Source organism: Desulfobaculum xiamenense, assembly GCF_011927665.1.
GTDB lineage: Bacteria > Desulfobacterota > Desulfovibrionia > Desulfovibrionales > Desulfovibrionaceae > Desulfobaculum > Desulfobaculum xiamenense.
On record NZ_JAATJA010000002.1, the window covers coordinates 209,949 to 222,254 of the forward strand.

Annotated in this window: 10 protein-coding genes and 1 riboswitch; all 10 genes read right to left on the bottom strand. The window is 68.3% G+C overall.

The genetic code is table 11. The features are described 5' to 3' along the window. Window positions 1-46 precede the first annotated feature (46 nt). The 10 genes from GGQ74_RS08825 to GGQ74_RS08870 all read right to left on the bottom strand — a co-directional run bounded on the left by GGQ74_RS08825 (window position 47) and on the right by GGQ74_RS08870 (window position 12,302). On the bottom strand, window positions 47-604 hold the full coding sequence (locus tag GGQ74_RS08825; protein ID WP_167941205.1) for a biotin transporter BioY: 558 nt from the start codon (window positions 602-604) through the stop codon (window positions 47-49). Next, window positions 601-1,572 (bottom strand): biotin synthase BioB, encoded by a 972-nt coding sequence (bioB, locus tag GGQ74_RS08830; RefSeq protein ID WP_167941206.1) that lies wholly within the window; start codon window positions 1,570-1,572, stop codon window positions 601-603. Before bioB ends, GGQ74_RS08825 begins: the two co-directional genes overlap by 4 nt. After that, a complete protein-coding gene (locus tag GGQ74_RS08835; RefSeq protein ID WP_167941207.1) occupies window positions 1,569-1,835 on the bottom strand; it encodes a helix-hairpin-helix domain-containing protein in 267 nt (88 codons plus the stop codon). The genes bioB and GGQ74_RS08835 overlap by 4 nt, the downstream gene beginning before the upstream one ends. A 48-nt stretch (window positions 1,836-1,883) precedes the next feature. Then, window positions 1,884-3,101 carry a precorrin-6y C5,15-methyltransferase (decarboxylating) subunit CbiE gene (gene cbiE, locus GGQ74_RS08840; protein WP_167941208.1) on the bottom strand — a complete coding sequence of 406 codons (1,218 nt, stop codon included), beginning with the start codon at window positions 3,099-3,101 and terminating at the stop codon, window positions 1,884-1,886. Between the two features lie 228 nt (window positions 3,102-3,329). Continuing rightward, window positions 3,330-4,118 carry an ABC transporter ATP-binding protein gene (locus GGQ74_RS08845; RefSeq protein WP_167941209.1) on the bottom strand — a complete coding sequence of 263 codons (789 nt, stop codon included), beginning with the start codon at window positions 4,116-4,118 and terminating at the stop codon, window positions 3,330-3,332. Then, the gene (locus GGQ74_RS08850) at window positions 4,115-5,113 is read right to left on the bottom strand and encodes a FecCD family ABC transporter permease (protein ID WP_167941210.1); all 999 of its coding nucleotides are present in this window, start codon (window positions 5,111-5,113) and stop codon (window positions 4,115-4,117) included. Before GGQ74_RS08850 ends, GGQ74_RS08845 begins: the two co-directional genes overlap by 4 nt. After that, window positions 5,113-6,021, bottom strand: a complete 909-nt coding sequence (locus tag GGQ74_RS08855; RefSeq protein WP_167941211.1) for an ABC transporter substrate-binding protein — start codon at window positions 6,019-6,021, stop codon at window positions 5,113-5,115. Before GGQ74_RS08855 ends, GGQ74_RS08850 begins: the two co-directional genes overlap by 1 nt. After that, a complete protein-coding gene (locus GGQ74_RS08860) occupies window positions 6,003-6,710 on the bottom strand; it encodes an adenosylcobinamide amidohydrolase (RefSeq protein WP_167941212.1) in 708 nt (235 codons plus the stop codon). The genes GGQ74_RS08855 and GGQ74_RS08860 overlap by 19 nt, the downstream gene beginning before the upstream one ends. 56 nt (window positions 6,711-6,766) lie before the next feature. Then, a complete protein-coding gene (locus GGQ74_RS08865) occupies window positions 6,767-8,722 on the bottom strand; it encodes a TonB-dependent receptor (protein ID WP_167941213.1) in 1,956 nt (651 codons plus the stop codon). Window positions 8,723-8,852: 130 nt separating this feature from the next. After that, window positions 8,853-9,057, bottom strand: a riboswitch (cobalamin riboswitch). Window positions 9,058-9,113: 56 nt separating this feature from the next. Beyond that, on the bottom strand, window positions 9,114-12,302 hold the full coding sequence (locus GGQ74_RS08870; RefSeq protein ID WP_167941214.1) for an ATP-binding protein: 3,189 nt from the start codon (window positions 12,300-12,302) through the stop codon (window positions 9,114-9,116). Window positions 12,303-12,306: the final 4 nt, after the last annotated feature.

A 12,306-nucleotide genomic window follows, 5' to 3' on the forward strand; every position in this document is an offset into this window, starting at 1 on the left:
GCCGGAGGCATCTCTTTGCCTCTCGCGGCGTGCTCAATGTGTCGGTTTACAGACGTAGGAGTCCACGCTGGCGCATGAAGCGTGCGCAGGCCAGCGCGGCGACGATCTTGACTGCGTCGGGGAGGATGAAGGGGGCGACGCCGATGGCGATGGCCTTGGCCCACGGCATGTCGAGGGCGGCGGCGAGTCGCCATGCGCCGATGCCGTAGGTGGCGGCGAGGGCGAGCGCTCCCCAGGCGAGGCCGGGGAGCCATTGCGGCGTGTCGCCGTTTCGGGTGGTCATGCCACACAGGGTGGCGGCTGCGGCGAAACCGGCGAGGTAGCCGCCGGTGGGGCCGAGGAGGTAGGCGAAGCCGGCGTTGCCGCCGGCGAAGACGGGCAGGCCGATGGCCCCCGCGCCGATGTAGAGGGCGACGCAGAACGCGCCGTGCACCGGGCCGAGGATGTAGCCCGCGAGGAAGACGAAAAAGGGCTGCATGGAGAAGGGCACAGGCCCGATGGGGAAGTGTAGGTACGCGCCGATGGAGATGGTGGCCGCGAGCATGGCGGTCCACACCAGCTTGTGGAGGGATTCGAGGGTTCCGAACTCGTCTGGTGCGTTCATCGGTTCTCCGCTTCGAGGCCCATGGCCTGTAGGTCGGCGAGGTCGGCGGCGACGGCGTTGCCCTTCACGGTGAGGTAGTCGCCGATCATGAGTCCGCTTGCGCCGCAGCGTAGCACGCGCATGCGGTCCTCGCCGAAGACGGTGGGCCGCCCACCGCAGATGCGGATGTGACGGTCCGGGAGCATGAGCCGCAGGAGCGCGACGATCTTGGCGGCTTCCTCCGGGGAGAGCACGGGGCGCGTGGCCAGCGGGGTGCCGGGGATGGGATGCAGGAAGTTCACCGGCACCGAGGGCACGCCCAGTTCGGCAAGCGTTCTGGCCAGTTCGGCGCGTTGCGCCCAGCTTTCGCCCATGCCGAACAGTCCGCCGGAGCAAACGTAGAGCCCTGCGGCCATGGCGTCGCGCACGGTCTGCACGTCCTCGTCGTAGTCGTGGGTGGTGCAGATGGCGGGGAAGAAGCTGCGGGCCGTCTCCAGATTATGATGATAGCCCGAAAGCCCGGCGCGTTTCAATGCGGCGAACCGTTCCGGCGCAAGAATGCCCACGCTGGCGTCCGCAGCGAGGCCGAGGGCGCGGATGCCGCGCACGGTGTCGAGCAGTTCGTCGAAGTCCGCGTCGGAGAGCCCTTTGCCGCTGGTGACCACGCTGAAGCGGCTGGCCCCGGCGGCCTTCATGGCCTGCGCGGCTTCGAGGATGCGCTTTGCGCCGACGAAGGGATAGTGGGGGCTCTGCGTGGCGTGGTGCGAGGACTGGGCGCAGAAGCGGCAGTCCTCGGAGCAGCGTCCGCTCTTGGCGTTGATGATGGAGCACAGGCTGACGCGGTTGGCGAAGACGTGCTCCTTGACCCGCAGCGCCTGCGCGCAGAGGTCGTCCACGTCCGTTCCTGTTGCGTGCGCAACGGTGGCTACGTCGTCATCGGACAGCGGGATGCCGGAGAGCACCCGGTCCGCGAGTTCTCGGAATGTCATGATGTCTTGGAGTCCTTCCAGTTCCACCACTTGAGGCGGTCGGGTTCGCGTCCGCCCTCGGCGAAGTATACGGCGAGGCGGAAGACGTAGAGGACGCAGCGGTCGATGTGCTGGCCGCGCAGCTCCATGAGCCGCTCGTACATCCGCTGCGGATCGTGGCCGGATAGCTCGTCCACGCCGCGATAGCCGAGGTCGGCGAGGTCGCGGGCGAGGCTTGGCCCCACGCCGGGTATGCGTTGCAGGTCCTTGAGCGTTGCGGTCATGGCCGGGGTTGTAGCGCGAAAGGCGCGGGGACACAAATGCCCCGTGGGCTAGGCGTCAGGCTTGTCGGCAATGAGGGCGAATACGGGGTTGTGCGCGGCGATGCGCAGGTCCCCGGCCAGCGGGGCGGATTCTCCGGCCTGAATGAGGGTGACGGAGTAGGGCCAGTCGCATTCGTCGAGAATCTGCCGGGCGCGGGTGAGGGTGTCGAGCAGCACGGCGTGCGCCACGAGGCGGCCACCGGGGCGCAGGCGCGCGCAGACCACTCCGAGTAGCGTGTCCGCGTCCTGCGTGAGGCCGCCGCCGATGAACACGCGGTCCGGGTCGGGCAGGTCCGGAAGGCAGCCGGGCATGGTGCCGTGGACGATCTCCGCGAGGTAGGCCCCGGTGCGACGGATGTTTTCGCGGATCATGGCTACGCGGTTGGCGTTTTTTTCCACACAGAACACGCGGCCGTTGTAGGCGACGCTGGAGGCCTCGATGCCGAGGGCTCCGCAGCCCGCGCCGAGGTCCCACAGCACGGATTCCGGGCGCAGGCGCAGGGCGGCGATGGCCACGGCCCGCGCAGGGCCCTTGGTGATGAGGCCCGTCTCGCGCATGAAGAGGTCGTCCGGCGTGCCGAGGCCGAGGGGCACCTCGGGCTGGGCCACGCGTTCCAGCATGACGATGCTGCGCGGGGAGAAGCTCTTCTTGCGGGCCTCGCCGAGGGTGTAGCGGTCGATGCGCTCGCGGTCGTCTTCGAGGTCTTCGAGGACCCACATGCGGTGGGTGTCGCCGCTCTTGTCGAGGATGCTTTGGGCGATGGCCGAGGGGATGTTGCGGGCGTCGGTGTACACGGCCACCCAGCGCGACTGGAGCAGGGCGGAGAACAGGGGCTGGTTGTCGTCCTGCCCGCCCAGGCTGACGGTGCGCACGTCCTGCCACGGAATCCGCAGGCGTGCGGCGGCGGTCTGGACGATGGTTACGCCGGGATGCACGCGGGTCTCGTCCGCGCCGAGGCGATCCACCAGAGCCTCGGCGATGCCGAAGAACAGCGGGTCGCCGCCGGTGAGCACCACCACCTCCAGCCCGTCGGACTGGCGTGCCGAGAGCTGGGCGCAGACCTCGTCGATGGGCGCGTCGAGGGGAATCTTTTCGGCGGGGTGGTCGTCGAAGCAGGCGAGGTCGTCCTGTGTCGCGCACAGCACCTGTGCCATGTCGATGAGGGTGCGCGAGTTGTCCGGGATGTTCTCGGGATTCTGGCCGAGGCCGACGATGTGGATGGTCATGCGGGCTCCTCCGGGCTGGCGGTGCGGGCGCGTGTCAGGGGCTTGTCAGGGGCCTGTCGGGGGCCTGTCGGGGCGCGTCCGCTGGGCGTGCGACGGTGTGGGGTCTGGGCAACCATACCATTTCCGGAAGAATCGTCCAAAGAAAAGGCGGGGTTCGCGTTGCGGCCCGTGACGCGGGGGATTTCGGCGTGTCGGGCCGGGCGGTGCAGGGGGCGAGCGGCGGGAGGCCTAGCCGCGTTGGCCGGGCAGGGGGATGATGCGCGGGCGTCCCGTGTCCGGGGCGGTGTCGATGAGTAGGCGGCAGCCGTAGGCGGGTTCGAGGACTTCGGGGCGCAGGACGTCCTCGGGTGCGCCGCTGCGGACCACCCGGCCCGAGGCGAGGAGCACGAGCGTGTCCGCGTAGAGGGAGGCGAGGTTCAGATCGTGGGAGACGAGAACCACCGTGGTGCCCCGCTCCCGCGCGAGGCGGGACAGCAGGTCCATGACCTGCGTCTGGTGCGCGTAGTCCAGCGCGGCGGTGGGTTCGTCGAGGATCATGATCGGCGTTTCCTGACACACGGCGCGGGCGATGAAGGCACGCTGACGCTCGCCGCCGCTCAGGCGGTCGAGTGTGCGGGACGCGAGATTTTCGATGCCGGTGTAGCGCATGGCGAGGCGCGCGGCCTCGCGGTCTGCGGCGGTCTCGATGCCGAGGAGGCCCCCACGGGCGCTGCGGGCCATGAGCACGGTCTGCTCCACGGTGAAGGGAAAGCTGTCGGGGATGGTCTGCGGGACCATGGCGATGGCGCGGGCGCGCGCCGAGCGCGTCATGCGCGCCATGTCGCGCTCGCCGAGGAGCACCCGCCCCGCGCCGGGGCGCAGCAACCCGGCCAAAAGGCGCAGCAGCGTGCTCTTGCCCGAGCCGTTGGGGCCGATGATCGTGAACAGGCTACCACCGGGCACGTCGAGGCTCACGCCGTCGAGGACGGGGGTGCCGTTGTAGGCGAAGCGCAGGTCGCGGGCGCGGATGGCCGTCATTGGCGGCTTCTCCGCAGCAGCAGGATGAACAGCGGTGCGCCGATCATTGCCGTGAGCACGCCGACGGGCATTTCGCCCTGTGCGGGCAGGGTGCGGGCCAGCGTGTCGCAGATGACCATGAACGCCGCGCCGCACAGGGCGCAGGCGGGCACGAGCACGCGGTGGTCCGGCCCGAGCACGAGGCGCAGAATGTGCGGCACCACGAGGCCCACGAAGCCGAGGAGTCCGGTCTGGCAGACCACGGCGGAGACCATGAGCGTGGTGATGAGGAGCAGCGCAGCGCTCACCCGCTTGACGCCCACGCCGAGGGAGCGCGCGGTGTCCGTGCCCATGGTGAGCAGATTCATGCGGTGCGAGAGCAGGAAGATCACGGCGAGGCCCGGCAGCACGGCGCTGGCGGTGAGGGCCAGCCTGTCCGCCCCGGCGGCGGGCACCGTTCCCATGAGCCAGTGCAGCACGCCCGAGGCGCGGTCGTCTGGCACCATGGACACGAAGAACAAAATGAGGGCGGAGCAGAAGGCGTTGATCATCACGCCCGAGAGCAGGAGCGAATCGGACCCGGCAAGCCCGCGTCCCCGCGCCACGCAGAGCACGAGGAGCAGGGTGAGTACGCCCCCGGCAAAGGCCGCGAACATGGAGGCCGTGTGCGATAGGGCGAGGATGAGTGCGGCGATGGCGCCCACGGCGGCACCGCCGGATACGCCGAGGATGTACGGTTCGGCCAGCGGATTGCGCAACAGCGCCTGCATGACCAGCCCGCCCGTGGCCAGCGTCGCTCCGGCGGCCATGGCCATGAGAACGCGCGGCAGGCGCAGCTTGAGGATGATGGCCGAGGTCACCGGGTCCGCCTCCGCGCCGGTGAACAGGGCGGCCAGCGCCTGCGGGTCGAAGCCGCTGGACCCGGCGCACAGGCCGAGGGCGCAGGCCGCGGCCAGAAGCGCGGACGAGGCGAGGATGGCCCCCGCAATGCGGGACAGGGTGCCTGCGCCGCGCATCACTGGTCTCCGGGGAAGAGTTCGGGGTGCAGCAGGCGCGCCATGTGTTCCAGCCCCTGCACGAGGCGGGGGGAGGGGCGGTCGAAGAGGTCGGAATTCACGTGGTGGATGCGCCCATCGCGCACGGCCGGGACGTGGGGCCACTCGCGCCATGCGGCGGCGGCCCGCGCGAAGGTGCTGGCGCGGTCCATGGACGGGACGATGATCACTTCGGGAGCGAGGGCGATGGCCTGCTCCATGGTGAAGCGGGGATAGCCCCCGGTGGCGGCCGTGAGATTGCGTCCCCCGGCCAGCCGAATGATTTCGTCGAGAAATGTGCCGTATCCCGGTGCGATGATGGGTTCGGCGTTGATCTGATAGAGCACGCCGGGGCGCGTGGTCGCGTGGGCGGCCGTTTCCCGCACGGCGTCGATGCGTCGGCGCATGTTGTCGGCCACGGTGCGGGCCTCTTTGGTGCGCCCGAGGGCGTCGCCGATGGCGAGGACGGAGTCCACCACCTTGTCCAGTGTGCCGTTTTCCACGGCGAAGACTGGGATGCCGAAGCGTTCGAGGGCATCCACCGTGTCGCGGGGCGTGCCGTCGCGCACGGCGAGGCACAGGTCCGGCCAGAGCGTCACGATGCGTTCCACGTCGAGGCAGACATAGGTGCCGACCACGGGCAGGGGCGCGGCCTGTGCGGGGTGGTCGCTGAACTGGGTGCGCCCGACGAGTTGCGGTCCGCCACCCACGGCAAAGGCGATTTCCGTGACGCTCGGGGCCAGCGCCACCACGCGCACGGGATGCGCGGGGATGTCGAGAACGCGCCCGGTCTGGTCCGTCACGCGGCGAAGCTCGGCGGCCTGCGCCAGCGCGGCGCACGCGCACAGCGCCAGCGTGAGGACGAGGGCGGCTAGACCGTGGCGGCGCATTGGCTGTGCTCCCGGTACCATTCGAGGGATTGGGACAGGGCCTGCGCCGTGGCGCGGGCGAGCATTTCGCCGAAGAGCACATGCTTGCCGCAGTAGCGCACGTCCACCGGGCCGGGACCGCAGACCACGGCCGTGGCGTCGGTGCCGGTGCCGGTGGCCACGCCGCCGGACACGCGGCTTCGCACGTCCAGCTCCTGCAACGCGGCGGCCTTGGCTTCGCTGACCACGCACAGGGCCTCGGCCATGCAGGCGGGCGAGAGGCGGGCGTTGGTCAGGATGATGATGTTGATGGTGCCCGGAGCGCAGGGCGCGTCGGCAAAGGCGCGCCAGTCGGCGCGGTCTCCGGCGCGGCGGGCGTTGGACAGCCCGGAGGTGACGAGTGCCGCGACGTCCACATCACCTTCGCGCAGGGTGACCATGCGCAAGGAGTTCATGGACGCGGCGGTCATCATGCCCACCGTGGTGCCTGCCCAGCCGTGCGCGCGGCAGACGTCGGCCAGCGTGTGCTCGGGCGGGACAAAGGGCGCGGACGGGGCGTCCGGCGTGTGCTCCACGCGCAGGTTCAGGAGATGCGAGGCCCGCGTCAGCCCGCCGCCAAGCACGGCGCACGAGAGCACCTCGCGCGGGGTGGGGAGGCTGATGTGCACGAGGCGTGCGGTGTGTTCCAGTGCGTAGTGGGGCGTGTCCATGTTCGTAATGCGGACCCCCGTTGCCGGGGGCCCGCCGTGTTTCGCGTTTGGCGGACCTAGAAGGTCCACTCCATTCCGCCGAAGAAGTTGCGCTCCGGCATGGGGTAGTCGTCGACGCTCCACGAGCTGGCATAGGCAAGGGTGGAGTACAGTTCGTCGAAGAGGTTGTTCACGCCGCAGAAGAGCGTCAGCCTTTCGCTGTAGCGATAGGTGAGCTTGGTGTCCACCACGGTGTAGGCGTTGAGCCTGTCGTATTCGTTGCCGGTGTCGCTGCCGCGGTACTGGTCGGAGACCCAGGTGCCGGACAGCGAGAAGGTCAGCGGCTTGATGATCTGCCAGTCGAGACCGGCGCTGACCGTGTTTTCGGGCACGAGGGGCACGGTTTCGTCCGTGTCGTCGAAGGTGGCCTTCATCCACGTGTAGTTGGCCCACAGGGTCAGCGGCTCCACAGGGAGGTACTTCACGCCCAGTTCCACGCCGTCGCGAATGGTCTTGTCGTCGTAGTTGGCGTTGGCTCCTGCGCCGCCCATCGCGGTTCCGTCATAGTAGATTTCGTCCTCGTTCTCCACGCGGAAGACGGCGGCGGAGAAGGACAGGTTGTCCAGCGGCTTCAGATGGGTGCCGATCTCGTAGTTCTTCGTGCTCTGGGGCTTGAGGCCGGAGACGGCCTTGCCCAGCTCGTCCACACAGGGCGTGCGGTAGCCCGTGGCGTGGGTGGCGTACACGCTACCCATCTCGCCAAGGGAGTAGACCAGACCGAGGTCGTACACGGTCTTGTTCCACATGCGCTCGACGTCATTGCCCTTGAAGGTGCCTTCGGTGCGGAAGGAGTTGTAGCGTCCGCCGATCTGGAAGGAGAGGTCCTCGGTGAGGGCGAAGGTGCCCTGCATGAAGCCGCCGAGGCTGGTGACGTCGGCGTCGATGGCCGTGGAGGAGCCGCTGGTGCGCTCGTAGCCCGTGCTAAAGCCGTCCACGCCGGCGGTCACGGAATGCTCGCGGCCGAGGAGGTCGAAGGGCAGGGTGTGCGCGGCGGAGAAGTCCACTGTGTCTTCCTCGATCTTGGAGGCGCTATACCAGACGTAGGGATTCTCGCGGTGGCGCAGACCGAGGGTGGTGGCCAGCGTGCCTGCGGAGCCGAAGTCGAAGTCTGCGTTGCCCATCACGCGCTGGTCGCGGGTTTCGCCATGGTCGGTGAGGGAGCTTGCGCCGGTGCGCAGGTCGCGGTCATCGGCGTTGGCGGCGGCAACGCCGCCGGGCATGCCGTATTCGTCCTCGTGGGCCAGAAGGGTCAGGCCGAGGGAGACATTGTCGGAGGGATCGAAGCCGAGGGCCACGGAGAGGTCCTTGCGGTCGAGCTCGTTGTTGTCGCGGTAGCCGTCGGACTCGTGCCACGCGGCGCTGGCGGCGAGGCTCAGGGCGTCCTTGGAGCCGTGCAGGTTCGCGCTCAGATCGCTGGTGGCGTAGGAGCCGTACTGCGCGCGCAGGCTGCCACCGGAGGGCACGCCGCGTCCCTTCTTGGTGATGATGTTGATGACGCCGCCGATGGCGTTGTTGCCGTAGCGCACGCTGCCCGGTCCGCGCACGATCTCGATGCGTTCGATCTGGCTGAGGGCGACGGTGGTCAGGTCGGGCGAGCGCAGGTCCGTGGTGTTCAGGCGATGGCCATCCACGAGCACGAGGACGTTGGTGGGTGCGCCGTCGCCCTGTCCGCGCATGTCGATGGCGGCCCAGGAGTCCGTGCCGAAGTTGTGGCGGGCGGTGAGGCCCTGCTCGCGACCGAGGAGATCGACGAGGTTCTGCGCCGAGGACTTCTCGATGTCCTCGCGGGTGATGACGGTGACGTTTTTCGCGATGTCGCGGATCTGCGTAGCGGAAGAGGTGCCGGTGACGACGTACTCGTCCATCTCGAAGACCGGAGCCTTGGCGGCCTCGGGTTCGGCCGCGTTGGCCGCGAAGGCCGGGAGCTGAAGGAACAGGCAGGCCGCAAGCAGTGCGGCGGGAACGAAGCGCATGAAAAGACCTCCTTCTTCATGCAGGCGAAGAGGAGGCTTCGAGGGGTGTGATATTTTCGGCAGGGGACGCTCAACTCCGGGCATGGCGTACCCGTCATCCCTTGTGCCATGGCTCAGCCTCGAAGCCGTGAACTACACACTCCCGCGGGCTGGTCTCCCGGCTTGGGGATCGTCCTACTCGCCGCGCCTTCCCATCGTAGCGTCCGCCTTCGCGGTGCGCCGTAGACAGTGGCCATTGCGGCTTTCGTCCCCCCTTACGGTTGCGGGCCAGCGCCGGTCTTTCACCGGACTTCCCAATTATCCCCCCAGTGGGGACCCGCGGGAACAGGTGTCGCCGTCCGCAAGCGGATGCGACCCAACAGATGACAAGAGCATGACGCGCCGCAACGTGTCAAGGTTGCGGTGGTTCTTCGGCTGGCAATAGGCGTTGCGATAGCTCGTGGGCCGCGCGGATGGCTTCGTCGTATCGGAAGCTGCGTGCGGCAAAGACGAGGCGCTCGGCGAGGGGGGCCATCTCCGCGCCCCAGTCCTCGGCTTCCACGCGTTCGAGCAGGGGGCGACAGCGTGTGGGTTTGCGCTGCGCAAGCAGCGGAAGAAGCTCCTCGATCATGGCCAGACGCAGCGCGTCGGGGCTGTCGTCCCCTGCGTTGTGTCTGGCGGTTTTTTGCAGGCGTTGTCCGTCGGCGGTGAGGGCTGCGCCCAGCGGCTTTACGCACTCCTCCAGCCGTTCGAGGAGCGGCTTAGGATCGCGTCCGTCGCGCAGGGCCTGCGTCAGGTCGGTCGCGGCGGTGTGGAGTGCAAAGGCTGCCGCGTTTTCCGCGAGCACCGCAAGGGAGGTGGCGAGTCGGCGCGCCTCGCCCATGGTGCCCATGCGGATGGCGTCGCGTAGGCGGTTCATCGTCGTGGCGTGTTCGGAGACGAGCCGCGCGAGCAGGGCGCGGTAGGCTTCGCGATTTCCAGCCGTGCGGCGAATGCCGAGGGCGATGTCCACGCCGGGCAGCACGTCCGGGAGAGCCAGCGTTTCGACGCTGACCACGGGGGCCTGCGGATGCTCTCCATGCGTCGAGGCCGGAGCCCGTAGCGCGTCCTGTGCGCCAGACGGGGGCCGGGGCTGCGCGTGGGCGCACAGCTCCGAAATGGCATCGCGCAGGGCCGTCGGGGTGATGGGCTTGATCAGTACCGCGTCTAGCGCGAGGTCCGGGGCGCGCTGGGCGAGGGCTTCGCGGGGGAAGGCCGTGGCGAGGACGACATGTGGCGGATTGTCGAGTGTCGTGTCGTCGAGGATGGCCCGGGCGGCGTCGATACCGTCCATGCCGGGCATCAGCCAGTCGAGGATGACGATGTCGAAGGGGGTTGGCCCGCCGTCTGCCTTGCGTAGGCTTGCGAGGGCCTCGGTCGCCGTTTCGGCCTGCTGCGTTTCGAGCCCCATGTCTTCGAGCAGATTCGCGAGGATGAGGCGCGCCGTCGGGCTATCATCGACGATGAGCGCCCTGTGTGGGCAGTTCGTGTCGGGCAGTCGTTCCGGGCGTACTGTCGTCGCGCCCGGCAGGAGGGGAATGGTGAAGGTGACGGTGGTGCCGCGCTCTGGCGCGGTGTCCACGCGCATTTCTCCGCCGCAGAGTTCGACGAGCCGCCGCGACAGGGCAAGGCCGATGCCCACCCCGCCGTGCCTGCGCGTGGGGGTCTGGTCACCCTGCGTGAAGGGGGCGAAAAGGCGGGCGGCCTTTTCCTGCGACATGCCGATGCCGGTGTCGCGCACAGAGAATTCCATGAGCACGGACGATTCGTCCGAACGTAGCGTGCGGATGGAGACGACCACCTCGCCCTGCTGCGTGAAGCGGATGGCGTTGTCCGTGATGCTGTCGAGCACCTGCCGCAGTTTCATGGCGTCGCCCACGAGGGACGACGGCAGGTCCGGTGGCGTATCGAAGAGCACGTCGATGGGCTTGTCCTGTGCCTTGCGGGCCAGCGCTTCGCCGAGATGGCGCAGCAGGTCGTTCAGGTCGAAGGGCACGGCGTCCACGGACATGATGCCGCCTTCGAGGCGCGAGAAGTCGAGGATGCTGGTGATGATGTCGAGCAGGGAATGGGATGCCGTGTCGATTTTTTCCAGATAGTCGCGCTGGCGATCGGTGAGCTGCGTGCGGCGGATCAAGTGGCCCATGCCGATGATGGCGTTGAGGGGCGTGCGTATTTCGTGGCTCACATTGGCGAGGAATTCGCTTTTGACCCGAACGGCCTCCTCGGCGGCCGCCTTGGCGATGCGCAGGGCTTCCTCCGTGTTGCGGTGCTCGGCGATTTCGCGCTCCAGCGCGGCGTTGATGTCGCGCAGGTCGTCGGTGCGCTCGCGGACGCGTTCCTCCAGTTCTTCCTGCGAGCGCACGAGGGCGCGGTACGCGCCGTTGAGGCGGTCGACCATGTCGTTGAACGACGTGGCCAACTGCCCGAGTTCATCCTCAGAGGTGACATCGATGGTGCGCGTGAAATCCTGCGTGTCGGCGATCTCGGACATCTGGCGGCTGATTCGTGTCACGGGGCGGATGAAGCTGCGCCCTGCGGCGATGGAGATGCCGACGGCCAGCAGAAAGCCGAGCCCAAGACCGGCGAGCTGGAAGAGGATGATGGCGCGGGCGTGTCCCATGAGCGCGTCTCGCGAGATGAAGGCCGCAATGGTGCCGATGGGGTTCGTTTTGCGCTCGAAGAGGTGTGCCAGGACGAGGAAGGATGTGTTGTCCGCCGTGGCGGAAAAGGTTCCGTCGTCCGCCGGGGGAGCGAGGCGTGTGGGGAGGGCTGATGCGCTTGCGGCCACGCGCGCGCCCGAGGCATCGAAGACGGCCAGCTCCACGCTCTGCGTGCTGTGCACCCCGCGCAGCCACGAGTCGTCGAGCGTCTTTCGAAAGAGGATGGCTCCCACCACCTCGTCGCGTTCCTGCAGTGTGTCCGGGTCGAGAATCCGGGTGCGTAGTGGGGCGACGCCCTGAAGGGCCAGCCCTCGTTCCCCGACCTGCCATTCGACCAATGGCCCGAGGGGGAGCGACAGGGTCTGCGGCAGGTTCTGGGCCGGGACCACATTCTTCCACATCGGGCTTGCGAAACGGATGATGGCCGAGGGGCTGCTCGGGGCGTGGTGGACGATTTCGCCGTCCGCGCTTCGCGTCACGATGCGCAAGCTACCGGGCGTGGCGTATGCGACGAGGCCTGAAAGGCCGTAGAGGGCGACCTGATCGTATCCCTTGTTGCGGGCTACGATCTGCAATTCCCGGATGACGCTCAAGTACAGGTCCGGTCGGAGGTCCGCGTCGTCATCGGACAGTTCGAAGGCGGATCTGGCCCGGAAGAGGATGGCGCGGTTGCGCGATTCGTGGAGGAGGCTGTCCTTGAAGTCGAAGAACGCTCTGGCCAGATTCTCGCGCAGACCGCCAAGGCCAGCCTCCAGCGCGGTATTGCCCGCCTGCCTCGATTCTCTGATGAGGATGAGCGACGAGGTGACGCTCCCGAACATGGCCACGAAGGTGGCCGGGAGCAGGATGAGCACGAGGAGCTTCATCCGTAGTGATTTGCGCAGGCGGACCATGGTCATGCCT

What these genes read in the sequence shown, in the direction of transcription:
- GGQ74_RS08835 (WP_167941207.1), bottom strand. Translation starts at nt 1,835, where the DNA reads ATGACCGCAACGCTCAAGGACCTGCAACGCATACCCGGCGTGGGGCCA.
- GGQ74_RS08825 (WP_167941205.1), bottom strand. Translation starts at nt 604, where the DNA reads ATGAACGCACCAGACGAGTTCGGAACCCTCGAATCCCTCCACAAGCTG.
- GGQ74_RS08845 (WP_167941209.1), bottom strand. Translation starts at nt 4,118, where the DNA reads ATGACGGCCATCCGCGCCCGCGACCTGCGCTTCGCCTACAACGGCACC.
- GGQ74_RS08870 (WP_167941214.1), bottom strand. Translation starts at nt 12,302, where the DNA reads ATGACCATGGTCCGCCTGCGCAAATCACTACGGATGAAGCTCCTCGTG.
- GGQ74_RS08855 (WP_167941211.1), bottom strand. Translation starts at nt 6,021, where the DNA reads ATGCGCCGCCACGGTCTAGCCGCCCTCGTCCTCACGCTGGCGCTGTGC.
- GGQ74_RS08865 (WP_167941213.1), bottom strand. Translation starts at nt 8,722, where the DNA reads ATGCGCTTCGTTCCCGCCGCACTGCTTGCGGCCTGCCTGTTCCTTCAG.
- GGQ74_RS08850 (WP_167941210.1), bottom strand. Translation starts at nt 5,113, where the DNA reads ATGCGCGGCGCAGGCACCCTGTCCCGCATTGCGGGGGCCATCCTCGCC.
- cbiE (WP_167941208.1), bottom strand. Translation starts at nt 3,101, where the DNA reads ATGACCATCCACATCGTCGGCCTCGGCCAGAATCCCGAGAACATCCCG.
- bioB (WP_167941206.1), bottom strand. Translation starts at nt 1,572, where the DNA reads ATGACATTCCGAGAACTCGCGGACCGGGTGCTCTCCGGCATCCCGCTG.
- GGQ74_RS08860 (WP_167941212.1), bottom strand. Translation starts at nt 6,710, where the DNA reads ATGGACACGCCCCACTACGCACTGGAACACACCGCACGCCTCGTGCAC.